Raw genomic sequence first — 22,500 nt, 5'->3', positions numbered from 1 at the left:
GGAGCACCATGTATATCAGGTGTGACCGCGTGCCTTTTGCATAATGAGTCAGCGAGTTACTCTTACTAGCGAGGTTAAGTTCATAGAATGGAGCCGAAGCGAAAGCGAGTCTTAACTGGGCGTCTAGTTAGTAGGAGTAGACCCGAAACCGGGTGATCTATCCATGGCCAGGGTGAAAGGAAGGTAACACTTCGTGGAGGCCCGAACCCACTGGCGTTGAAAAGCCAGGGGATGAGCTGTGGATAGGAGTGAAAGGCTAATCAAACTCGGAGATAGCTGGTTTTCCTCGAAATATATTTAGGTATAGCCTCACGTATGCGTGACGGGGGTAGAGCACTGGATGGGCTAGGGGTCTCACCAGATTACCAAACCCAATCAAACTCCGAATACCGTCAACGAAGAGCGTGGGAGTCAGACAGCGGGTGATAAGATCCGTTGTCAAAAGGGAAAGAGCCCAGACCGCCAGCTAAGGTCCCCAAATCTACGCTAAGTGGAAAACGATGTGGAAATGCCCAGACAACCAGGAGGTTGGCTTAGAAGCAGCCACCCTTTAAAGAAAGCGTAATAGCTCACTGGTCGAGTGGGTCTGCGCGGAAAATGTAACGGGGCTAAGCGTAGTACCGAAGCTGCGGATCGGCGCCTTAAGGCGTCGGTGGTAGAGGAACATTGTGTAAGCCTGCGAAGGTCGACCGTGAGGACGGCTGGAGGTATCACAAGAGATTATGCTGACATGAGTAGCGAAAATGCGGGTGAGAAACCCGCACACCGTAAACCCAAGGTTTCCTCCGTAAAGGTAATCTGCGGAGGGTTAGTCGGTCCCTAAGGCGAGGCTGAAAAGCGTAGTTGATGGGAAACAGGTTAATATTCCTGTACCACCTGTTGTTGCGATGGGGGGACGGAGAAGGGCAGGCGATCCGGGTGCTGGATGTCCCGGTTCAAGCGTGTAGGCGGGAGTGGCAGGTAAATCCACCGCTCCGTTAACGCTGAGACGTGATGACGAGAGCGTATGCTCACAAAGTCGTTGATCCCATGCTTCCAAGAAAAGCCTCTAAGCTTCAGACAGCAGGTGACCGTACCGTAAACCGACTCAGGTGGGTGAGGAGAAAATCCTAAGGTGATTGAGAGAACACTGGTTAAGGAACTCGGCAAAATGACACCGTAACTTCGGGATAAGGTGTGCCCTCATTAAGTGTAGCGATACGCACGTGAAGCTGAAGAGGGTCGCAGAGAAATGGCGGTAGCGACTGTTTACTAAAAACATAGGTCTCTGCTAAGTCGCAAGACGATGTATAGGGACTGACGCCTGCCCGGTGCCGGAAGGTTAAGGGGATTTGTTAGGAGCAATCCGAAGCTTTGAACCGAAGCCCCGGTAAACGGCGGCCGTAACTATAACGGTCCTAAGGTAGCGAAATTCCTTGTCGGGTAAGTTCCGACCTGCACGAATGGCGTAACGATTTCCGCGCTGTCTCAACCAGTGGCTCAGCGAAATTGAATTCTCGGTGAAGATGCCGAGTACCCGCGGTAAGACGGAAAGACCCCGTGAACCTTTACTATAGCTTGACAGTGACATTCGGAATAGCTTGTGTAGGATAGGTGGGAGACTTTGAAGCTGGCACGCCAGTGTCGGTGGAGTCGCCCTTGAAATACCACCCTGGTTGTTTTGGATGTCTAACCTTGGCCCGTCATCCGGGTCGGGGACACTGTCTGGTGGGTAGTTTGACTGGGGCGGTCGCCTCCCAAAGAGTAACGGAGGCGCGCGAAGGTTCCCTCAGGTTGATTGGAAACCAACCGTAGAGTGTAAAGGCATAAGGGAGCTTGACTGCGAGACCCACAAGTCGAGCAGGTACGAAAGTAGGTCTTAGTGATCCGGCGGTTCTGTATGGAAGGGCCGTCGCTCAACGGATAAAAGGTACTCCGGGGATAACAGGCTGATCTCCCCCAAGAGTTCACATCGACGGGGAGGTTTGGCACCTCGATGTCGGCTCATCGCATCCTGGGGCTGAAGTAGGTCCCAAGGGTTTGGCTGTTCGCCAATTAAAGCGGTACGCGAGCTGGGTTTAAAACGTCGTGAGACAGTTTGGTCCCTATCTACCGTGGGCGTAGGATACTTGAGAAGAGCTGTCCTTAGTACGAGAGGACCGGGATGGACGTACCTCTGGTGTTCCAGTTGTGCCGCCAGGCGCAGTCGCTGGGTAGCTATGTACGGAAAGGATAACCGCTGAAAGCATCTAAGCGGGAAGCCCCCTTCAAGATTAGGTATCCCTGGGTGTAACAACCCCTGTAGGCCCGTTGTAGACTACAACGTTGATAGGCTGGGTGTGTAATCACAGCAATGTGTTTAGCTTACCAGTACTAATCGGCCGTGAGGCTTGACCATAAAAATAAAATACGGTCGGGGGGAAGGTTCTCCTTCCCCCAGGCCGGATATAAATCTGCAAACCGTACACACAACCTAAACTAAAAACCACAATGCAATTGATAACGATCTGTGGATCGTGAAAAGTGAGACGTGAATGAAACCATTCACCAGTAACTATTCGCCATCCACAAACGATTTCTCGGTGGCTATGCCGAGGGGGTCACACCCGTTCCCATCTCGAACACGGAAGTTAAGCCCCTCAGGGCCGATGATACTGCACGGGTAGCTGTGTGGGAAAGTAGGTCGCCGCCGGGAATAATTAAAAACAACGAGCCCTTCAGATTCTTCTGAAGGGCTCGCTTGCGTTTGCACTCACGGAAAAAGCGTGAATGGTGAACCGTGAATGGTGAATCGTGAATGGGGCACGGTCAGCTCTTCATTCACGTCTCACTATTCACCATTCACAGACTCTATTTCCAGCCACTAGTAAATAATGATGTAACCGTGAGATTCCACCATGCTGCGAACTTCGTCGCGATTCTGCTGATGATCAGGGGGGATTAAGGATGTACCGTGAAGGGGATAAGTTCTTCGAGTGAATCGAGGACGACCGAGGCCTCAGAGATGAGCGCTTTGGGGTAGCTGTTGGTTAGGCCGATTACTTGTAGGCCGGCACCCTTTGCAGCGGTAATCCCCGCCGGCGTGTCCTCAATGGCGACGGTTCGGCCAGGCGTTAGGGCGGCGTGAGAGGCGAGCTTTTCGAATGCGAGACGATAGGTTTCCGGGTCTGGTTTGCTTTTCGTAACATCGTCGGCGGCCACGATAACGTCAAAACAGTTGGCTATGCCAAGCTGCTCCACTATAGGAGCGATATCGGACTGCAGGGCGCCGCTGCTGATGGCAAGGGGGACTTTCATATGGTGCAGTTTTTTGATCAACTCTACGACCCCTGGGTAGCTTGTAATGCCATCCTGGATGACGGTCTGGAAGATCTCAGCCTTGCGCTCCACGAGTGAGGATAGTGTTGCGGCATCAAGCGGCCTGTTTTGGGTGGCGAACGCTTCTATAAAGGCATCACGATCATCGAAGCCCATATAGATATCCACGTACTGCTGCCATGAAAAGCCGAGCCCGAGTGGTTCAAGGATGCGCTGGAACGCCTTGTAATGCAGCGGTTCCGTGTCCACGATAACGCCGTCGAAGTCGAAGATGACGGCATTGGCCTCCAGGCCCACCGGAAAAACTACCATTTCCCCACCATTGCCAGCCCTGCTCCATTCTCAAAGGCCTGAGGAACTATCGCCACTCTCTGGCCCGTTGCATGATAATGGGTGACGACCCGTCCGCACAACTCTCCCAAAGCCGCACCCATAATCACATCGCTGGCCCAATGCTTGTTCTGGTACAGACGTGAGAACCCGACAAACGTGGCCGCCGTGTAATATGCGGTTTTCAGGGTGAGGCTCTCGGAGGTTGCCGCCATGACGGAGGCCAGGGCAAAGGAACTGGCGGTGTGCATGGACGGGAATGAATCGTAATTGTTCTTGAACCGAAGCGGTTTGAAGTCGCCCTTGGACGTGGTGGTATCGGGGCGCCCACGGCCGGTCGCCTCCTTGAGCAGGAAGGTCGAGGCATCGGTCAGGATGAGCGATTCCCCCAGCATCTCTCCGACCTCCTTCCACTTTGGCGAGTCCGCGGCGATGGCGCCGCCGTAGACCAGTGCTGCAAAACCCAGATGTATAAAAGGATCACCTGCCAGGGAGCCGGCGTCGGCGGCCTTGTCGAGGGACTTGCCCCTGCGGGTCTGGAGTTTGTCGTGGATGTCCTTGTCAAACACGTAGGTAAGGCCGACGGCCCCCGCTACCCCGATTGTTACGAGGATATTGCCGTTATCGACTTGGAACGGCGTCCGGACCAGTTCAACGGTCTCGTGCCCCAACCTCGAGACACCGCTACCGATTTCATTACCAATGGTGATATCCCCAATTTCGGACGCACGCCCCAGTGCCGGGCTCAGCAGGAGGAACGTTATCAGGCCTACGATAGATTTTCTCAAGGTTGCTCCACAAACAGCAAAATAGACCGGCTGGATGGCGCGGTACACAGCGAGCCGGGAAAGTCGGCGATAAAACAATGGCTATCTCCCAGAAAAAATGGTGAGTTATGACGGTTAACGGTCATGGGGTCTGAACCGGAGTGAATTTCTGATGTCACGGATGATAACTGCATCTTCTGGGGATAGTTTCGAAAGATACTCTTGGATAAATACGATGAATATGGAGGCAAAGAAGGCCGTAACGGCAGCGAGAATAACTATCATGGAGCGTTTCGGTTTGCTCTTCTTCAGGGGGGCAACCGCCTCATCCAGCACCTGCACCGAAGAGGAGTCCTTGGCTTCGCTGATCTTTGCCACCTCGTACTGCTTGGTGAGCTGCTCGAAAATGGCTTCTTGCGTCTTCAATTCGCGCATTTTGCGGACGTATTCCACACCCAGGGCCGGGATATTGCCAACCGCCGGAATCACATCGTTGCCACCGCTGCCGCTCATTGAGCCAAGCTGGCCCTTGAGACGGGCGATGCCGGCCTGAAGTGCCTTTACTTCACTGCTCTCATCGGTCAGGGAATTGCGGAGCGTGGCGAGTTGCCCCTCCTTGGTGATGATCTCCGCCTTCAGGCGCGCTATCCCCTCAATGGCCACCGTTGCCTGGGAATCAACCTTGAAGGTCTTATACTTTTCCTGGAATGCCTTCATGTCGTTCTCTGCGTTGCGCAGGTCCTGCTTTACCACTTCCAGCCGCTTCTCCAGGAACACACGCTCCGCTCCCGCCTTGGAGAGGTTGAGCTCGACACTGCGTCGCCCCAACTCGGCCACGAAGGTATTGGCCAACTGCGCTGCCTTTTGGGAATCTCGGCTTTCGGCGTCGATGCTGATGATCCCGTCCTTGCCGGCTTTGAACTTGACAGCGTCTTCAAGTTTTTTTCTGGTTTCGTCGATGGACTTGGCTTCGAATTCTTTTTGAAGGCTCAGTCGCTTAATGACGGAGTCCGCCACTGAGCGGCTCTTGAGGATGCCGAGGTAGAGGTCGGTAGAACCTCCCAAACCACCCATGCCACCCGCCAGGGAAGCCAGGCCGCCAGCTTGGCTGAGCAGAGCGGAAAGACCGCCGCCCGATTCCTTTTGGGGGGGGAGTATTTTTGCGCTGGCGGTGTAGATATTTTTCAGTGTCAGCGAATAGCAGACCGCTATGATCACGGCGGCAGTGCATATCTTGATAATGACCGACTTGCGCCTGGCGACCACCTGTAGGAGCTCGAGGAGGTTGATTTCCTCTTCTTCGGGAAGCGGGCATTGTTCTTGAGTTGCGTTCATGGGGTCACTCATCATTTGAGCCCTATCAGGACCGTGCCTGCCGTAAGGGCGATCTGGGATATGATCGTGGTGATATCCTTGATATCGCGTAGCCACGCCGTACGCTCCAATTTTTGCGGTACTACCAGAGTATCGCCCGGCTCCAGGTAGGATGACATGAAACTGCCAAGGGTCCACTGCTTGGCATCATCACTCCATTTTATGCCGAAGGATGCCTGTTGCCGGCTGAAAACCGTACCGTCGGCCTTGATGATGAACATCTCGTCGACTTCGGCATCACTGGTGGCTCCACCGGCCTTGTTGAGATAGTTTTCCACGGAGCTGCTTTCGGGAACATACACGAAAGAAATGGGGTTGTAGACCTGCCCCAAGACGTTGACCACATTGGCCCGGGTCGGGACTTCCAGGATGTCCCCGCCTTCCATTTCCAGGTCATAGCTGCTCTTCTTCAGTTCCTCCAACTGGGCAAGCCGGATGACCACGCGACCTTCGGCCTTCAATAGCTTCATCCGCTCAAGGTCTTTTTGCAGGCCATCCAGTGCTGATTTCGTGGCTTCAAGCTCTTCCTTCGAGGCGGCGATTGAGGCAAGGGCGGCCTGTTTCTGGTTGATTTCCTTCTCCGTCTTGACAAGGATCTCGTCCATCCGGTTCTGTTGTTCTCTTTGAACGGAGCGCCGGGTAAACTTTGCCCCTCTCAGGTAGGCCTTCTCAGTGAAGCCGCCGGCACGGGCAATAACGGAACTCAGTTTCTCGCCTCTGGCCACCGAGTAGACACCGGGATACTGCACTTCTCCCTTGAGCCGAATGAACTTATCCGTTGAATCGGTCCATCCGACAATGCCACGAACAATCAGCACATCGTCCGATTTAAGGGGGAGGTTGTGGGCGGGGTCGCCGCTGAGGGCCTTGCCCAGGTCAATCTGCGTGCGTGACGCGGTCGCCTTGTCGCCGGCGACCTCCACGCGGCTGAGTTCGGCCATGTCGAGCAGGGCATTCCGTTTCGCGCTGCCGGCAGCGGAGACGAGATCTCGCACCGTCATACCGGGGTGAAATTCGTATTTTCCCGGATTAACGACAAAACCGTTTATGATGACATTCTGTTTTTCCTGCATCTCCCAGCGCGAAGATACCTTGATGGTGTCCTGCTCCTGAAGGGCGACGTTTTCGGCCTCATTCCCCTCCAGGGCTTTGCGGAGGTTGAAATGCAGCATTTCCTTATGATAATCGGGCTGGGCAAGACGGGTAATCTCGGCGGATTCCAGGTACGATTCGGGCAGCAGATCTGCAAAAGAGGAGATAAGGTCCTTTACACGCATTCCTTTGCGGAATTGATATTCGCCCGGCCTGGCGACATTCCCCTTGAGGCTGACAACTTGGCGTACCGCCTCCTGAACGGGAAATATCTTGACCATATCCCGATCCTGTATCCCTACGCCGGCTGTCGCGCTATCCATGTGACCATCCTTGGGTTCGTAATCAAGGGCGATCTTGGCGCTGTTGCCGGAGAAACGTTCTATCTGAATCCTGCCGGTAAAACCGCTGGCGGTAATGCCGCCCGCCATCTGAATAACATCGGCCAGCGTCTGGGTGCCTTTCACTTCGTAAATTGCGGGACGCTTTACCTCCCCCGCAACGGCCACGATGGGGCCGATAACCGGGACGAAGAGGGTGTCGCCGTTCTGGAGACGGACATCCTTGCTGCGGTCCCCGGAAAGGAACATGTCGTAGAGATCGATATTTTCAGCCGGCTTGCCGTTGCGGGTGAGCTTGATCACGCGCAACGAGCCGTTTTTCGTGGGTCCGCCTGCCGCCGACAGGGCGTTGACAACCGTGGCAAGGGAACTGATGGGGTAGCTGCCGGGTAATTCGACCTCGCCCACCACAAAAACCTGGATAGTCTTTAATTTTCCAAGGGAGATATTCATGTTGTAGTTTTTGAAGTAACGGGACATGACCTTCTCGATGGCCTCTTTGGCCTTTTCGTAGGAGAGTCCCCATACCTTGACAACCCCTGCCCGGGGAATCATGACCTCGCCATTGCGATCTACGGTAAGGGTGTACCGGGCATTGATGGACCCCCAGATGGAGAGGTTGAGGCTATCACCCGGCCCCATGACGTAATTGTCCCCCACGGGGAGGTTATCCGTCGCCTCGAGCAACTGGGCGCTGTTTTTGAAAAAGTCGTAGCCGAATTGCCGGAGTTCACGCTTGAACGGTTCCGGGGTGAGTTTGTCTTGCAATGTTTGGTTTTTACGGGAAAAGACTTTTTCCAGGGAAGAACCGAGCTCTTCAGCGGGAAGTGGGATGATCTTGATCTCTTCCGATTTTGTAATGCGCTTTTGCTCTCGGTTTATGGCAATGATCTGAATGAAGTAAACCTGGTGGTTCTTTAAATCACGCAGGGTATAGGTCGTGTCATTTCCAACATCAATGGCTTTGATCGGTTTGTTTGGAGCAAGCCCTATCTGGATTCGATATTGAACCGCTTCATCTTCCTGGGGCTTGCGATATCCTGATGGCTGCCAACTGAGGCGGGCCAAGCCGTCGCCCGGTTCAGTCTTTACTACTAAACGGTTTTTCAGCTTGTTCTTGTCGGCGATGATCTTGCCGCTATCGGAAATTTTTTTCTCGTCAGCTTGTGCCCCCCCTAGAAGGTCGTTGTCAAAACTTTCCTCGGGTGTCAGCTCCTGTTCCCGCATGCTGCCATCAGGCTGGATACGTTGATCATCCTGAAAGGTATTGTTCAAGGGGGAACGCTGATTGCCGGAATAGGTGCCGCTGTTCTGCTGAGGGGAATAGGTGTTCTGCTGGTAGGGGTCTGTTTGGGGTGCTTTTCTTGGAGTCTGCTCTTGAAAGATACTGTCTGTTTGGTCTGTAAGACCATCATACGAGTCCAGCGACCAAGCATTTGTTCCCACGCAGGCCGTTACGAGTGCCGTTGTCAGAAACATCTGCCGAAATAAATATGTTACTCGCGACATTTTTAAAAACCCCACAGTCATATTTGTCTATGTAAATATAAACTTATAACATTTTGTGGGGGATAAAAGCAATCCAAAACCGTGCCAATGGCCATTTGTCGTGTAATGGCTGAATACATCGTACGGGCAAATAGCTCTTTAAGTATGCAAAAAACCGTTTTTACTTACTGACTGATGTAGTAGTAAAAACGGTTTCAAGGTTACTCTTATGTAGTTGTTTTCTTAATTGTTGGTTGGTGCCGAAGGCGAGACTCGAACTCGCATGGGCTATTGCCCGCCACCCCCTCAAGATGGTGTGTCTACCAGTTCCACCACTCCGGCAATTGAATTTACTCTAATAACATAACCACAGTATGTAATCAAGTACAAACTAAGGTACAAAATTATTTTTGCTGCTGGGGGGGCGCTGCCGGTGCGCCTGGCATGCCAGCCGGTGTGCTCTGCTGGGCAGGCGTCATCGGTTGCGGCATCTGAACCGGCATTTTCGTAGTGGTGGCAGATTTACCTTTGCCTGACATGATCGACGATGAGGATGGTTGGCCTGAGATGTAGGCCAATGTCAGTGAGGTCAACATGAAAATAACGGCAGCACCCGTCGTCATTTTGCTCAGGAATGTGGTGCCGCCGCCGGCACCAAAAACCGATTGGCTGCCGCCGCTGCCGAATGATGCGCCCATTTCGGCGCCTTTGCCGGATTGCAGCAAGACAACGGCAATCATGAATATGCTGACCAGAACGTGCAGTAACGTAAGGGCAATAATCATCTCGTATCCTCTGGAAGTTTAATGCGAAAAAATTTTATACCACAGGAATTTCGAATTTGTAAAGTCTTTATCCTAGAAAAAGCATTTGCCACAGAGCTGCAGGGACACGGAGGTAACAAAAACAAAATGTTGCATCAGGGGGGAGCCTGTCGGTGCTTCTCCGTTTTGGGCCTGTTTCGTTGAAAGAACTCCGTGATTTCCTCTGTGTCTTTGCGGCTCTGTGGCCTAACTGCCGTTGTAAGGTTTGGTGATTTTGCAAGGGCTGCGGGCCTATTCGGCAAAATTCACTATGGCAGCAAACGATTCCGCCTTGAGACTTGCTCCGCCCACCAGGGCACCATCGATATCGGGTTGCGTCATTAGTCCCCTGACGTTGTCCGGCTTGACGCTGCCGCCGTAGAGTATGCGCATGCCGTCGGCGCTGCCCTGGTCAAAACACCGTGCCATGAGGTTGCGGAGAAAGGCGTGCACTTCTTGCGCCTGGGCATCGCTGGCGGTCTTTCCGGTCCCTATGGCCCAGACCGGTTCATAGGCGATGATCACCTTGGACAGGGCTTCCGGCGGGAGGCCTTCCAAGCCGCCCCACACCTGCGACTCGATAACGGCAAAGGTCTTGTTTTCCTCACGCTCGGCCAGGGTTTCTCCAACGCAGACGATCGCTGTCAGGCCCGCATTTATGGCGGCCTTGACCTTCTTGTTGACGGTTGCGTCGGTCTCGCCAAAATATAGGCGCCGTTCCGAATGTCCAATAATGACATGGCTGCAACCGGCGTCTTTCAACATTTTGGGGGCTACCTCGCCGGTGAAGGCACCTGCCTCCTCCCAGTAGCAGTCCTGGGCGGCAAGGTGGACGTTGGACCCGGCAAGCGCGTCCGCCACACGGCTGAGGGCCGTGAATGGCGGAGCGACGACGATCTCGATTCCCTTGACCGCGGCCACAAGCGGTTTGAGGTCCTTGACCATACCGGTCGCTTCGCCGATGGTTTTGAACAGTTTCCAGTTTCCCGCAATGACAGGCGTGCGCATGGTCCCCCCTATTTTTTGGCCTTTATGTCGAGAGCTTTTACTCCCGGCAGGGTTTTGCCTTCCAGCAACTCCAGGAAAGCGCCGCCGCCGGTTGATATGTAGCTGACCTTCCCGGCAACTCCCGCCTTGCGAACCGCCGCATCGGTGTCACCGCCGCCGATGATGGTGGTGGCGTAACAGTTGCCAACCGCCTCGGCCACTGAAAAGGTGCCCCGGGCAAAGGCGTCCATCTCGAATACCCCCATGGGACCGTTCCAGATAACGGTTTTTGCATCCCGTAATGTCTCGGCAAAGAGGGTCGCCGAGGCGGGGCCGATGTCGAGGGCCATCCACCCCTCGGGTATCTCCTGTACGGGGGTGATGAAGTTGGTTGCCGTGGCTTCGAAGGCGTTGGCCACGATGCAATCTACCGGGAGGTAGAAGGTAACCACGCGCTTTTGCGCCTTGTCCATGATCTTTTTGGCGGTGGGGATCAGTTCGTCCTCCACCAGGGACTTGCCGACAGGGTACCCCATAGCCTTGAGAAACGTGAAGGCCATGCCGCCGCCGATCACGATCTTGTCGACCTTGTTGACCAATGTCTGCAGCACTTCCAGCTTGCCGGACACCTTGGCTCCGCCGAGTATGGCAACCAGCGGACGAACCGGATTACTCATGGCTTTGTCGAAGAAGGTCATTTCATTGCGCATCAGGAATCCAGCCGCAATGGTCGGAATGCATCTGGTGATGGCCTCCACCGAAGCATGGGCGCGATGGGATACCGCAAAAGCGTCATTAACGTAAATTTCGCAACCATTGGTGAGCTGCTTGGCAAAGGCGACATCATTTTTCTCTTCGCCCGGATAGAACCGGACGTTCTCAAGCATCACCACGTCGCCCGGCTTCATGGCGTCGAGCAGTGCGCTCACCTCCGGGCCAAAGCAATCGGGGGCCTGCTTGACCTTTTTGCCAAGCAGTTCCGACAGGCGTTTTGCGGCCGGAGCCATGGTGTACTTCGCATTCTTTTCACCTTTGGGACGTCCCAGATGGGAGGCCAGCACCACTTTTGCCCCCTGTTCCACGGCATACTTGATGGTCGGTACGGCGCCGGCAATGCGGGTGTCTTCGGTAATATTCCCCTTGTCGTCCTGGGGGACGTTGAAGTCGACCCGGATAAAAACTCTTTTGTCTTTCAAGTCCTTGATCTGGTCGATATAGCGGATCGGCATATGGCCCTCCTTAAAAAATGGCGCAACGATGTGCTGGCAAAAAAAGAGGGGGAATCCGATTCCCCCCCAGGTGACTGCCACGTTACTGTGTTATTTTTTGGATGCGATCAGCTTGAAAAGATCAACCACCCGATTTGAAAAACCGGCCTCGTTGTCGTACCAACTGATAACCTTGACCATGTTGTCGCCGATTACCTTGGTGCAGGAGGCGTCAACAGAGGAGGAAACCGGGCGGCCGTTGAAATCGACGGAGACCAGCGGTTCCTCTACGTAGTCCAGTATTCCCTTGAGCGGCCCTCTGGCCGCTTTTTTCAAAGCTGCGTTGACTTTTGCGGCATCGGCCTTCTTCTTCAGAACGGCGACAAGATCGACAACAGAGACGTTCGGCGTCGGGACACGGATGGCCATGCCGTCCAGTTTGCCCTTGAGCTCGGGGAGGACCAGGGCGACGGCCTTGGCAGCTCCGGTAGTCGTGGGGATCATTGAGAGGGCCGCGGCGCGGGCGCGGCGCAGGTCTTTGTGGGGTTGGTCGAGGATGCGTTGGTCGTTGGTGTAGGAGTGCACCGTGGTCACAAGCCCCTTCTCGATACCGAAGACATCGTTGAGCACCTTTGCCACCGGCGCCAAACAGTTGGTGGTGCAGGAAGCATTGGAGATAATGTGGTGCTTTTTGGGATCATAGAGGTGCTCATTGACACCCATGACGATGGTGATATCCTCGTTGGTGGCCGGTGCGGAGATGACGACCTTTTTGGCGCCGGCTTTTATGTGCAGTTCCGCCTTTTCCTTTGAGGTGAACAGGCCGGTTGACTCCAGAACGACATCAATCTTGTCCTTTTTCCAGGGGAGTTCCGACGGGTCTTTGAGCGCATAGATCTTAATCGCTTTGCCATTGACAATCAGTTGATTGTCTTTCGCTTCCACTTTGCCGGGGAAGGTGCCATGCACGGAATCGTATTTGAACAGGTGCGCCAGGGTTGCCGCATCGGTCAAATCATTGATCGCCACAAACTCGATGTTTTTGTCCTTGCACGCCGCTCTTAGAACCATCCTTCCGATTCTGCCAAAGCCGTTGATTGCAACCCGTAACGCCATGCTCCCCTCCTTTGGGTGGTATATGGATGATGCTTTGCCCTTGCTTGATTCATTGCATAAACAACATAGTCGTTTAATAATAAAACATCTTTACAAATCGTCAACCATTAATTTCCGAACGATGCGAATTGCAATAATGGAAATCAGGAAATAGCGATTCAGTTTTTTTTATATCATGATATAATAATTTTTTTTATTTCAAAGCAACTTACCCGGACCACCAAACAAGGCCTTTTTACTCCGATGAAGCAATCACTTGAGAAGCGCATAATTTTGTTTTCCTTCGTCATCCTCTCGATGACCACCCTTGCCAACACCGGAATGGATATTGCCGTGTTTCGCAGGGACTACATCCAGGAAATGGAGTTACGCTCCCAAGGTCTGGCGGCGGCCTTTAAGGCAAACATCGAGAAGGTTCTCGCCCTGGGGATCAATATTCGCGATGTGGCCGGCTTGGCGGATAAATGCCGGGAGATCGTTCAGTCCGATCCTGAAATGGCCTATTGCGCCATTAAGGGGAAAGACGGTGCCGTATTGTTCGTCAGCGACAGTTCCTTTGCCCAACTGGATTTTTCGCGCTCCGGGAGTGGGGAAGGGGACAAGGGCACGCTGAACAGCAACACCATAGAAGGCCCCAAGGGCAGCTACTACGATACCCAGACTCCCGTCAGAACCTTTGACGGCGAAACGGCGGCCTCCATCCATATCGGTTTCCCGCAGCAGGTCATCGACCAGAAGGTGCATGCCATTGTTCTCAGGTCCATCATCGTCTTTTTTGCGTTTTTCATCGCCTCCTTTGCCCTTGTCGTCTATTTCCTTAAACGCAGCATTATGGAGCCCATTTCCAGTCTGCTCGAGGGCGTTACCCGGATTTCCCGCGGCGATTTCACCACTCCCATGCAAGAGTTGCCCGTCTATGAGCTGAATGAGCTGAGTGTCAAGATCAACGCAATGGCGGCCGCGCTCGAAACCCGCGATACGGCATTGCGGGACAATTACAAGGAACTGTCGGCAACACACTCTCAACTCCACGATTCATACCAACAATTGGAAAAGCTCAGCCTGGAACTGGAAAAATCAGAGGAGATTTATAAAAAGCTTTTGGAGGAGTCCGGGGATGCGATCATCATTCTCGATCAGAGTGAAACCATAATTATCGCCAACAAGATGGTCGAGGAGTTTCTCGGCTATCCGGCAACCGATTTTGTCGGCAAACACGTTACCGCTCTGCTCTTGTTGCTCAAGCTCGAAAACATTCAGCACTTTTTGCGGGATATTGCCGATGCCTTCCAAGGAAACCATGTGACAAGAGAGGTTGTCATTATCAACAGCCGCCAGGAACAGTTGGTGGGGATGATTCGCGCCAGTTGCGTCACCATGGGGGAAAACAGCCTGTTGCAGGTCATCATACGGGATGTCACGAAGGAACGGGAAATCATCACCAACCTGGAAAAGAGCGCTGCTGGCCTGGCGCGGCTGAACCGGATGAAGGATTCGTTCCTGGGACTGGCTTCCCATGAGCTGAAAACCCCGTTGACCGTTGTCATGGGGTATGCGGATTTGCTGCAATCCGACCTGAAGGATCAGCTGCCCGCTGCCGCCCACGAGATGGTCCAGAATATCTCCAACGCCGCCGCACGTCTCGATGCGGTCATCAAGGATATGATCGACGTATCGAAAATCGACCAGAAGCAGCTTGACCTTCATCTTGAACAGGTCGATGTGAACGGCCTCGTGGAGGAGACCATACGGGAATTGCGCTTTTTCTTCGCCTTGCGCAAACAGGAGATCGGTGTCGCGCTGGATAATTCGCTTCCCATGATCCACGGCGACAGGACACGGCTTCTCCAGCTCTTGTCCAATATCCTGGGCAATGCCATCAAGTTTACGCCTGATGGCGGGCGCATATCCGTTAAAACCTCCCTCAAACACTTGCGGCGGGATCCGCAGGCCGCCGGATTCGACGGCGTTTTTTCGTTGAATACCGACAAGCAACAGCGGGCTTTTCTGGAAATCGTCGTATCGGACACCGGGATCGGCATTGATCAGGATGACCAGATGCGCATCTTTGACAAGTTTTACGAGGTGGGCAATATCGAAGAGCACAGCTCCGGCAAGGTCGCCTTCAAATCACGGGGCGCCGGCCTTGGGCTCTCCATCGCAAAGGGCGTTGCCGAAATGCATGGCGGCTCCATCTGGGTGGAATCCCAGGGCTACGATCAAAGCACGTGTCCAGGAACCACGTTCCATATCTTGCTGCCCATAGAACCGTTGTCATTGGCGGATGGGCCTGTCGTTGACACCATGAACTGACCCGCGCCCCGCACCAAACCGTTCCGTTACCGGCTGGAACCGTTATTACGCGATCCTTGAACGAGGATGCGTGTATGGCAGGCATCTGGCTGTCCCCGAACAGCCTCGAATTTTCCCACAAAAAAGGGTTTGCAGAATATCTGCAAACCCTTGTGTTTTTTGGCTGGGGTGCGAGGATTCGAACCTCGGAATGTTGGAGTCAGAGTCCAATGCCTTACCGCTTGGCGACACCCCAATAATTGGGATTCTTCTTTTAGCAAATAGCAGGGGGGCGCGTCAAGTATTTCTTTGCATTGCCGCCGCTGCTCCGGCCCGGATCGCCTTGATATTGGCCGGAATCAGGCGGTGATTACGCTCCGGCAAGGCTTTTTTCAGGGCGTCTTCCAGGGATTCGAGGGCCAGGGAACCGCTCTTGGCGGCGTAGGCCCCGCATGCCACCATGTTGACCATGCGCATATCCCCCAGTTCGAGGGCGATCTCGTTCATGGGCACCGCCACGAGTTCCACCCCCGGCAATTGGCTGCCGTCTGCCTCCACCAGGGTCGAGTTGACGATACATATACCGCCCGGTTTGACTTTGGCGGCGTACTTGTCGAAGGATAGCTGGTTGAGGACGATGGCGACCGACGGGCTGCCCACCACCGGCGATCCGGTGTCGCCGTCGGCAAAGACCACGGTGCACATGGCGGCCCCGCCGCGTTTCTCCACACCGTAGGCGGGAAAGAACGAGACATTCTTGTTTTCATGGATGGCGGCGTAGGAGAGCAGGTTGCCGGCAAGCAGCACCCCCTGGCCTCCGTAGCCGGCTATAAAGACATCGTGACGCATGATAGCTCCATTGGCAGGTTGTTGAAAAACAGCCATCTCGCTGCCATCCTCGATAGCCCTTTCGTGCGGCGTAGCGCTGCTACGCCTCCTCATGGCTCTCTCCGGGTGCGACGATCTGACTATTTTTGAACAACCTGATGTTTTCAACAGTCTGGTAGACGTTCAAAGGTTAGCGGTATTGCGATACACGCCCAGCGGGAAGTAGGGGATCATTTCGCTGCCCACCCGCTCATTGGCTGCCAGCGGCTTCATGCCCCAGTTGGTAGGACAGGCCGCCAGGGCCTCGATAAAGGAAAATCCCCTCCCTTCCACCTGGTAGCGGAAGGCGGTCTTGATCATTTTTTTGGCCTGCATGACGTTTTTGGGAGAATTAACCGCCACGCGGGCTGAGAAAGCAACCCCTTCCAATTGTGCCAGCAGTTCGGCCATGCGGATCGGATAGCCGTCCTTGGCCTGATTGCGGCCGTAGGGGGAGGTGGAGGTCTTCTGTCCCACCATGGTGGTGGGGGCCATCTGGCCGCCGGTCATGCCGTAGGTGGTGTTGTTGACGAAGATCACGGTGATATCCTCGCCCCGGTTGGCGGCGTGGATGATCTCCGAGGTGCCGATGGCGGCCAGGTCACCGTCCCCTTGATAGGTAAAGACGATCCGGTCGTCGCGGGAGCGTTTCGCCCCGGTGGCGACAGCAGGCGCTCGGCCGTGCGGCGCCTCGATGACGTCAATATCGAAATAGCCGTACAGAAAGACCGAACAGCCCACGGACGCGACCCCGATGGTCTTGCTTCTGATATCGAATTCGTCCATGGCTTCGGCCACCAGACGATGAATGGAGCCGTGGTGGCAGCCGGGGCAGAAGTGGGTCTGGACATCTTTCAGGCTCTCGGGCCTGGTGAATACCTGTTTCATCGAATTCCTCATCCGCAGGGGCGTCCCCGCGCGTGTCAATACCGTACCTGAATCCATGACGCCTCCCTGCCGCTGGTCCGGAAAGCCTCTGCCATGGAGCTTAAAAAGTTTGCGGCCACCAGACGGCGGACCCGCCGAGCGAGTGAGCTGTTACGACGCGGCGGTGTGCGGGCTCCGGCTCTTCCGGCCGCTGCGGCATTCCGGCGTCACGAATTCAGGTACCGTTTTTTTATCTGCTCGAAAAGCTCCTCCGGCGTCGGCAGCGAGCCGGCGCCCGGAGGGCGGCCGTAGAAGGATACTTCGGCGTCGCGGGCCACGGAAAGGCGCACATCCTCCACCATCTGACCGGTGCTGAGCTCAATGGTCAGGAAATTCTTGCAGTTCCCTGAGATGGCCTCATAAGCCTGTTTGGGGAACGGGAAGAGGGTGATCGGCCGCAGCAGGCCGACCTTCATGCCCGCCTCCCGTGCCATGGAGATAGCGGTCTTGGCAATGCGGGCGGTTGAACCGAAGGCGGTCACCACCAGCGTGGCGTCCTCGGTCTGGACTTCTTCCCAGCGGCTTTCTTTTTCAGCCAGTTCCTGATAGCGGGCATGCATCTTCCAGTGGAACGCTTCCATCTCGCCGTCACCCAGGTAGAGGGATTTGACGACGTTTTGCGGTTCTCCCGCCTCCCGGCCGCGCACTGCCCAATCCTTGGCGGGCAAAACGGTCTGGGGACGGGGATGCGCCGTAAGCGACTCCTTCATCTGGCCGATAACCGAATCGGCCAGCACCATGGCCGGGATGCGGTAGATGTCCGACAGGTCGAAGGCCAACATGGTCAGGTCGTACATCTCCTGCACCGAGGCCGGGGCCAGCACGATGATGCGGTAGCCGCCATGACCGCCGCCCCGCGTGGCCTGAAAGTAGTCGGCCTGGGATGCGTCGATGCCGCCCAGGCCGGGACCGGCCCGCATGATATCCACGATCACGCCGGGCAACTCCGAGCCCGCCATGTAGGAGATGCCTTCCTGCTTGAGGGAGATGCCGGGGCCGGATGAGGAGGTCATGGCGCGCACGCCGGTGGCCGACGCTCCCAACAGCATGTTGATGGCGCCGATTTCACTCTCGGCCTGGATGAATTCCCCCCCCAGGGGAGGTAGTTCGCGTGAAAGGTATTCGGGGATGTCGCTTTGCGGCGTGATGGGGTAACCGAAGTAGTAGCGGCACCCGGCCTCTATGGCAGCCATGGCAACCGCTTCGTTTCCCTTGACGAAAAGTTTTTCGGACAACCGTGCCTCCGTATCTATTTCTCTTTAAAAACCATGATGGCCACATCAGGGCACATCTCGGCGCACAGCGCGCAGCCGGTGCACTTCCCCGAGTCGGAAAAAAGCGCAACGGTGAACCCGTGGCTGTTGGGGGTATCGCTCAGTGTGACCAGCTTTTGCGGGCAGGCGATGGTGCAGAGTCCGCATCCCTTGCAGCGCGCCTCGTCAATAGTGATGCGTGTATACGACATGATGAGATTCCTTTTTGTTGGGTCGAATTTATACAAATATCAGATTTGCTCCCGATGAGTCAAGTTTGTTGCACTGAATTCAGCCAAAACAGGAGGGAAAATGGGGCTGTTTTTTTGTTGACACCTCCTCTTTGGTAATCGTATATTTGCCGTGCTACACAAATACGATTTCGTAACACGGAGGATGTGCCATGCACATGGCAGACGCACTGTTATCCCCGGCGGTCGGGGGTACGATGTGGGCGGTTTCCGCTGGGGCGATTGCCTACAGTTCCGCCAAGGTGCGCAAGGAACTGGATGACCGCAAGGTGCCGCTCATGGGCGTGCTGGGGGCGTTTCTTTTTGCCGCCCAGATGATCAACTTCACCATTCCGGCCACCGGGTCCAGCGGCCACCTGGGGGGAGGACTCCTTCTGGCGATGCTGCTTGGTCCCTATGCGGCCTTTCTCACCATTTCGTCGGTCCTCATGGTCCAGGCGCTCTTCTTTGCCGACGGCGGTTTGCTGGCCTTGGGCTGTAATATATTCAATATGGGGTTTATCCCAGCCTTCCTGGTGTACCCCCTGATCTATACAAGGGTCGCCGGCTCTGCACCGGGCCGGAAGCGCCTTGTGGCGGCTACCATGATCTCGGCCATTATCGGCTTGCAGTTGGGTCCCTTGTGCGTGGTGCTGGAAACCGTCTTCTCCGGAATTTCGGCCCTGCCGTTTTCGACCTTTGCGCTGCTGATGCAGCCCATCCACCTGGCCATCGGTGTGGTGGAAGGGGTTGTAACGGTTGTGATCGTGACCTTTGTCCATGCGGCCCGGCCGGAGATTATCCGGGGAGCCATGGGCGCACGTCCCTTGGGCCGGCGCCCGTTTCGCGCGGTGCTTGTTTCCGTTTTCGCGGTGGCCATCCTGACCGGGGGCGTTCTCTCCGGGTTTGCCTCGAAAAATCCTGATGGCCTCGAATGGGCCATTGCCAAGGTCACGGGAGCGGAGGCGTTGCAGGGGACCGAACAGGGGCTGCATGCCGCCATGACCGCCCTCCAGAAGAAAACCGCTTTCCTGCCCGACTATGGGTTCAAAAAAGACGGCAACAGGGGAGGGCGTAACGCAACCGACAGCCTTGGCACCAGCCTTTCGGGGGTTGTCGGCGGCGTGCTGACCCTGGCTATCGTCTTTTTGAGCGGGTTCCTGTTGAAACGACGGCGCCCGACGGCCTGAATCCTCTCGTCCGGGGTGGGATTCGGACAATGATGAGCGGGGAGAGCGTGCAGCTCTCCCTTTTTTGCGGGAGATGATCGATGTGCAGTATCGACGGCACACTGCTGGACTTTAAAAATCTGGACCGACTGGCTGCCGGGGATACGGGCATCCATCGCCTCGACCCGCGGGCAAAGGTAGTGGTGACGCTCGTCTTCGTCGTCTGTGTCGTTTCATGCGGCAAATACGAACTGGCGGCGCTGCTCCCCTTTTTCCTGTTCCCGGTATTCATGGTGACGCTCGCCGACATCCCGGCCCTGTACCTGGCAAAGAAGATCGCCGTCATCATCCCGTTTGCCGTCATGGTCGGCATGTTCAATCCCTTGTTGGACCGGCAGGCGGTGCTGCATGTGGGAGCGCTGGGCATCTCGGGAGGGTGGGTGTCCTTTGCATCCATCGTGGTGCGGGCCATTCTCACGGTCAGTTCGGCCCTGGTTCTGGTGGCCGTAACCGGCTTTCCCGCCATCTGTGCCGCATTGGAGCGTATGGGCATGCCCCAGCCCTTTGCCGTGCAACTGCTCTTTCTCTATCGGTATATCTTCGTGTTGACGGAAGAGGGGGCGCAGGTGTCCCGGGCGCGGGAGCTGCGGACCTTCGGGGGCCGGGGGCGGGGCATCAGGGTCTATGGCTCCATGATCGGCCATTTGCTGCTCAGGACCTGGATGCGGGCGGAACGCATCCATATGGCCATGCTGGCGCGAGGGTTTTCCGGCGCGTTTCACACCCGCCGGCAGTTCTGTTTCGGCACCAGGGAGACGGCGTTCGTCCTGGGCTGGAGCCTGTTCTTCATTACCGCGAGATTGGTACCGGTGGCCCATCTGCTCGGGTCGCTCGTAACGGGAATACTATGAGTCACCACATTGTCGAAGTAAAAGGGCTGCACCATACCTATCCCGACGGGACATTGGCCCTGCGGAATATTTCATTGCGCATCACCCATGGGGAGTCGGTGGCGGTCATCGGCGCCAACGGTGCGGGCAAGTCCACCCTGTTGCAGCATTTCAACGGGTATCTGACGCCGACGGCGGGCGAGATCCGTATCGGCGATTTTCCCCTCACCCGGGAAACCCTGCCGGATATCCGGCGCACGGTGGGCATGGTCTTTCAAAACCCCGACGACCAGTTGTTCATGCCCACGGTCTATGATGACGTTGCCTTTGGTCCGCTCAATCTCGGCCTGCCTGCCGGGGAGGTGGATGAGCGTGTGCGGGCGGCCCTGGCGAAGGTCGGGGCGGTGCATTTGCAGGGAAAACCGCCATACCGGCTTTCGGGCGGCGAAAAGAAACGGGTGGCGATCGCAACGGTGTTGTCCATGTCGCCCGACATCCTGGTCATGGATGAACCGACCAATGGGCTCGATCCCTTTGCCCGGCGCCAGTTGATGGGACTGCTCAGGGAGTTCCACCATACCAGAATCTTCACCAGTCACGACCTGGACATGGTCCTTGACCTCTGCGAGCGGACCATCGTGCTCCATGAGGGGGAGGTCAAGGCGGATGGCCCGACACGGGAGATCTTCGCCGATGCGGCGCTCTTGGCCGAATGCCGGCTTGAAAAACCACTCTCAATGCAAGGTTGCCCGGTTTGCGGCAGCAGTGCGTAATTTTTTTGTATCAAAATGACGCAAGCAAGGGCGCCTGGACATGTTCCAGGCGCCTTTTTTAATGTGAAAACAGGAGGATAAGTAAATTGATCCTACGTGTTAATTTTTTTAACACCTTGAATTTACGTTGAAATTCACTTTTGCGTGGAGTAGAAGGTGAAGTGCGGGGAGAAGGGCGTCGGGGGCAAGTTACCGAGTTATTACGTTAACGCTCTAAATTGGTATATTGGAAGCCTAGTCCCATTTTATTCCCAGGGGGCGTGTCTACTTTTTTCATTTTGTGTAGAATGTCGAGTTGACCCCTTGTGATGCTCTCTTTGTACGAAATCGCTGAATCAATAGAGAAATTGCAGAAGAGCTTAGACAACATTGCTACTGGCAGGAAGAAGGTCTAGGTTGACATTTATAGCCAAGAAGATAGAGGCAGGGAACGAAGGGAATGGGGGAAGGAAGAGCTGGAAGAAGCCCAACAATCGGCAAGACCGGCCTGAAACAGAAGGCCGGTCAGCCTCATTCCCGTTATACAAAGAAAAATTAGGAGGCTAAATGTTTATCCAAGGCGCATTGGCTAATGTTGGTCGAGAGATAACCACTGATGAACTTCTTAGGTATTTGAGCTCCAATATCCCGGAAAGCGAGTTTTTCAAGCTCCAGCCCCCACCTGGGACTATGATGGCTGCAGCTATAGACTGGCGATGTTTGTTGTATGATGCTGCTGCCATTGCGACAATAGGCCAAGTACTTTGGGGCGCTTATGTTGAATTTGTGAAGCCCATCCATGACAAAAATCAGAACTCGGATGCTGCTATATTCATACAGATAAAGAATGAGCACGGCCAATCGGACCAATTCATGATTGGCAAGGAGTTTAAAGACAGAGAGATTTTTATACAGAAATTCAACAGTTCAGTGAAGCGATTAAACCTTGAAAGCCCTAAATCTATGCCTTCCCAAGAAATTGACGAAATAAAACATTCAGGATATTGGGTTCACATAAAATAGTGATAGGAGGCTGAGACAGCGCATGGGAGATGCAAAAACACCCCAAGGCTACTATGATGATCTTTTTGAGGCAAAAAAAGATGACTCAAAAAAATTGGCCGCAGCATTCGCTCAAGGGGATCTGTAAGGGTCAGACCTTGAAAATGGAATAAGCTCTGTTACACTGGTGAATTCATATTGTAAGTGCACCACGTGAAGCTTGATAAAAGACTTCATGGGGTGTCCGGTAGTCGAGGCACTTTCTTGGTCGATGATTTACCTTTTTTATAATTAGATCAAGCTCTTCTTCCGAGA

At 54.9% G+C, this 22,500-nt stretch carries 17 protein-coding genes, 2 tRNA genes, 2 rRNA genes and 1 pseudogene (1 of these 22 only partly in view); 7 read left to right on the top strand and 15 right to left on the bottom strand.

What is annotated here, in order from left to right; genetic code table 11:
* Both F6V25_RS16675 and rrf read left to right on the top strand, forming a co-directional pair.
* Positions 1–2,377 (top strand): 23S ribosomal RNA (locus F6V25_RS16675); it begins 578 nt to the left of the window's first position.
* Positions 2,378–2,557: 180 nt separating this feature from the next.
* A 5S ribosomal RNA gene (gene rrf, locus F6V25_RS16670) occupies positions 2,558–2,674 on the top strand.
* A 245-nt stretch (positions 2,675–2,919) separates the two neighbouring features.
* Here rrf and F6V25_RS16665 read toward each other — a convergent pair.
* The 9 genes from F6V25_RS16665 to gap form a co-directional block, all read right to left on the bottom strand.
* Positions 2,920–3,609, bottom strand: a complete 690-nt coding sequence (locus tag F6V25_RS16665) for an HAD family hydrolase (RefSeq protein WP_151129735.1) — start codon at positions 3,607–3,609, stop codon at positions 2,920–2,922.
* Positions 3,603–4,415, bottom strand: coding sequence for a phosphatase PAP2 family protein (locus F6V25_RS16660; RefSeq protein WP_151129734.1), 813 nt, complete (start codon positions 4,413–4,415; stop codon positions 3,603–3,605). Before F6V25_RS16660 ends, F6V25_RS16665 begins: the two co-directional genes overlap by 7 nt.
* A gap of 114 nt (positions 4,416–4,529) precedes the next feature.
* On the bottom strand, positions 4,530–5,729 hold the full coding sequence (locus F6V25_RS16655) for a GumC family protein (protein ID WP_151129733.1): 1,200 nt from the start codon (positions 5,727–5,729) through the stop codon (positions 4,530–4,532).
* Positions 5,730–5,740: 11 nt separating this feature from the next.
* Complete coding sequence (locus F6V25_RS16650; RefSeq protein ID WP_246167080.1) at positions 5,741–8,476, bottom strand: SLBB domain-containing protein; 2,736 nt, start codon at positions 8,474–8,476, stop codon at positions 5,741–5,743.
* Between the two features lie 468 nt (positions 8,477–8,944).
* Positions 8,945–9,031: transfer RNA gene (locus F6V25_RS16645), tRNA-Leu, on the bottom strand.
* 62 nt (positions 9,032–9,093) lie between these two features.
* Positions 9,094–9,474: a preprotein translocase subunit SecG gene (secG, locus tag F6V25_RS16640; RefSeq protein WP_151129732.1), complete on the bottom strand. Its 381-nt coding sequence runs from the start codon at positions 9,472–9,474 to the stop codon at positions 9,094–9,096.
* A gap of 270 nt (positions 9,475–9,744) precedes the next feature.
* Positions 9,745–10,500, bottom strand: a complete 756-nt coding sequence (gene tpiA / locus F6V25_RS16635; protein WP_151129731.1) for a triose-phosphate isomerase — start codon at positions 10,498–10,500, stop codon at positions 9,745–9,747.
* Between the two features lie 8 nt (positions 10,501–10,508).
* Positions 10,509–11,708: a phosphoglycerate kinase gene (locus F6V25_RS16630; protein WP_151129730.1), complete on the bottom strand. Its 1,200-nt coding sequence runs from the start codon at positions 11,706–11,708 to the stop codon at positions 10,509–10,511.
* 90 nt (positions 11,709–11,798) lie between these two features.
* Positions 11,799–12,803: a type I glyceraldehyde-3-phosphate dehydrogenase gene (gene gap, locus F6V25_RS16625; protein ID WP_151129729.1), complete on the bottom strand. Its 1,005-nt coding sequence runs from the start codon at positions 12,801–12,803 to the stop codon at positions 11,799–11,801.
* 243 nt (positions 12,804–13,046) lie between these two features.
* Between gap and F6V25_RS16620 the strand changes: the two genes are divergently transcribed.
* Complete coding sequence (locus tag F6V25_RS16620) at positions 13,047–15,116, top strand: ATP-binding protein (RefSeq protein WP_151129728.1); 2,070 nt, start codon at positions 13,047–13,049, stop codon at positions 15,114–15,116.
* Between the two features lie 160 nt (positions 15,117–15,276).
* Here the strand turns inward: F6V25_RS16620 and F6V25_RS16615 are convergent.
* From F6V25_RS16615 to F6V25_RS16595, 5 genes are all read right to left on the bottom strand, one after another.
* Positions 15,277–15,351, bottom strand: a tRNA-Gln gene (locus tag F6V25_RS16615).
* 41 nt (positions 15,352–15,392) lie between these two features.
* Positions 15,393–15,944, bottom strand: a complete 552-nt coding sequence (locus tag F6V25_RS16610) for a 2-oxoacid:acceptor oxidoreductase family protein (protein WP_151129736.1) — start codon at positions 15,942–15,944, stop codon at positions 15,393–15,395.
* Between the two features lie 162 nt (positions 15,945–16,106).
* A complete protein-coding gene (locus tag F6V25_RS16605; RefSeq protein ID WP_151129727.1) occupies positions 16,107–16,850 on the bottom strand; it encodes a thiamine pyrophosphate-dependent enzyme in 744 nt (247 codons plus the stop codon).
* Positions 16,851–17,056: 206 nt separating this feature from the next.
* Positions 17,057–18,124 carry a 3-methyl-2-oxobutanoate dehydrogenase subunit VorB gene (locus F6V25_RS16600; protein ID WP_151129726.1) on the bottom strand — a complete coding sequence of 356 codons (1,068 nt, stop codon included), beginning with the start codon at positions 18,122–18,124 and terminating at the stop codon, positions 17,057–17,059.
* 14 nt (positions 18,125–18,138) lie between these two features.
* A complete protein-coding gene (locus tag F6V25_RS16595; protein ID WP_151129725.1) occupies positions 18,139–18,354 on the bottom strand; it encodes a 4Fe-4S dicluster domain-containing protein in 216 nt (71 codons plus the stop codon).
* A gap of 191 nt (positions 18,355–18,545) precedes the next feature.
* Here F6V25_RS16595 and F6V25_RS16590 point away from each other — a divergent pair, with 191 nt between their 5' ends.
* The 4 genes from F6V25_RS16590 to F6V25_RS16575 all read left to right on the top strand — a co-directional run bounded on the left by F6V25_RS16590 (position 18,546) and on the right by F6V25_RS16575 (position 22,206).
* Positions 18,546–19,562, top strand: coding sequence for an energy-coupling factor ABC transporter permease (locus F6V25_RS16590; RefSeq protein WP_151129724.1), 1,017 nt, complete (start codon positions 18,546–18,548; stop codon positions 19,560–19,562).
* 80 nt (positions 19,563–19,642) lie between these two features.
* Entirely contained in the window at positions 19,643–20,452 is an 810-nt protein-coding gene (gene cbiQ, locus F6V25_RS16585) for a cobalt ECF transporter T component CbiQ (RefSeq protein ID WP_151129723.1), read from the top strand.
* Positions 20,449–21,204, top strand: a complete 756-nt coding sequence (locus F6V25_RS16580; protein ID WP_151129722.1) for an energy-coupling factor ABC transporter ATP-binding protein — start codon at positions 20,449–20,451, stop codon at positions 21,202–21,204. The genes cbiQ and F6V25_RS16580 overlap by 4 nt, the downstream gene beginning before the upstream one ends.
* Before the next feature lie 546 nt (positions 21,205–21,750).
* Positions 21,751–22,206: a hypothetical protein gene (locus tag F6V25_RS16575; RefSeq protein WP_151129721.1), complete on the top strand. Its 456-nt coding sequence runs from the start codon at positions 21,751–21,753 to the stop codon at positions 22,204–22,206.
* Positions 22,207–22,378: 172 nt separating this feature from the next.
* On the opposite strand, the pseudogene F6V25_RS17545 reads toward F6V25_RS16575, so the two are convergent.
* A pseudogene (locus F6V25_RS17545) lies at positions 22,379–22,500 on the bottom strand (IS30 family transposase); the annotation flags it as partial.

This window comes from Oryzomonas japonica (assembly GCF_008802365.1).
GTDB classification, from domain to species: domain Bacteria; phylum Desulfobacterota; class Desulfuromonadia; order Geobacterales; family Pseudopelobacteraceae; genus Oryzomonas; species Oryzomonas japonica.
This window is presented reverse-complemented; position numbering and strand designations above follow the sequence as displayed.

What these genes read in the sequence shown, in the direction of transcription:
- F6V25_RS16665 (WP_151129735.1), bottom strand. Translation starts at nt 3,609, where the DNA reads ATGGTAGTTTTTCCGGTGGGCCTGGAGGCCAATGCCGTCATCTTCGAC.
- F6V25_RS16655 (WP_151129733.1), bottom strand. Translation starts at nt 5,729, where the DNA reads ATGAACGCAACTCAAGAACAATGCCCGCTTCCCGAAGAAGAGGAAATC.
- secG (WP_151129732.1), bottom strand. Translation starts at nt 9,474, where the DNA reads ATGATTATTGCCCTTACGTTACTGCACGTTCTGGTCAGCATATTCATG.
- tpiA (WP_151129731.1), bottom strand. Translation starts at nt 10,500, where the DNA reads ATGCGCACGCCTGTCATTGCGGGAAACTGGAAACTGTTCAAAACCATC.
- F6V25_RS16630 (WP_151129730.1), bottom strand. Translation starts at nt 11,708, where the DNA reads ATGCCGATCCGCTATATCGACCAGATCAAGGACTTGAAAGACAAAAGA.
- gap (WP_151129729.1), bottom strand. Translation starts at nt 12,803, where the DNA reads ATGGCGTTACGGGTTGCAATCAACGGCTTTGGCAGAATCGGAAGGATG.
- F6V25_RS16620 (WP_151129728.1), top strand. Translation starts at nt 13,047, where the DNA reads ATGAAGCAATCACTTGAGAAGCGCATAATTTTGTTTTCCTTCGTCATC.
- F6V25_RS16610 (WP_151129736.1), bottom strand. Translation starts at nt 15,944, where the DNA reads ATGCGTCACGATGTCTTTATAGCCGGCTACGGAGGCCAGGGGGTGCTG.
- F6V25_RS16605 (WP_151129727.1), bottom strand. Translation starts at nt 16,850, where the DNA reads ATGAAACAGGTATTCACCAGGCCCGAGAGCCTGAAAGATGTCCAGACC.
- F6V25_RS16595 (WP_151129725.1), bottom strand. Translation starts at nt 18,354, where the DNA reads ATGTCGTATACACGCATCACTATTGACGAGGCGCGCTGCAAGGGATGC.
- F6V25_RS16590 (WP_151129724.1), top strand. Translation starts at nt 18,546, where the DNA reads ATGCACATGGCAGACGCACTGTTATCCCCGGCGGTCGGGGGTACGATG.
- cbiQ (WP_151129723.1), top strand. Translation starts at nt 19,643, where the DNA reads ATGTGCAGTATCGACGGCACACTGCTGGACTTTAAAAATCTGGACCGA.
- F6V25_RS16580 (WP_151129722.1), top strand. Translation starts at nt 20,449, where the DNA reads ATGAGTCACCACATTGTCGAAGTAAAAGGGCTGCACCATACCTATCCC.
- F6V25_RS16575 (WP_151129721.1), top strand. Translation starts at nt 21,751, where the DNA reads ATGTTTATCCAAGGCGCATTGGCTAATGTTGGTCGAGAGATAACCACT.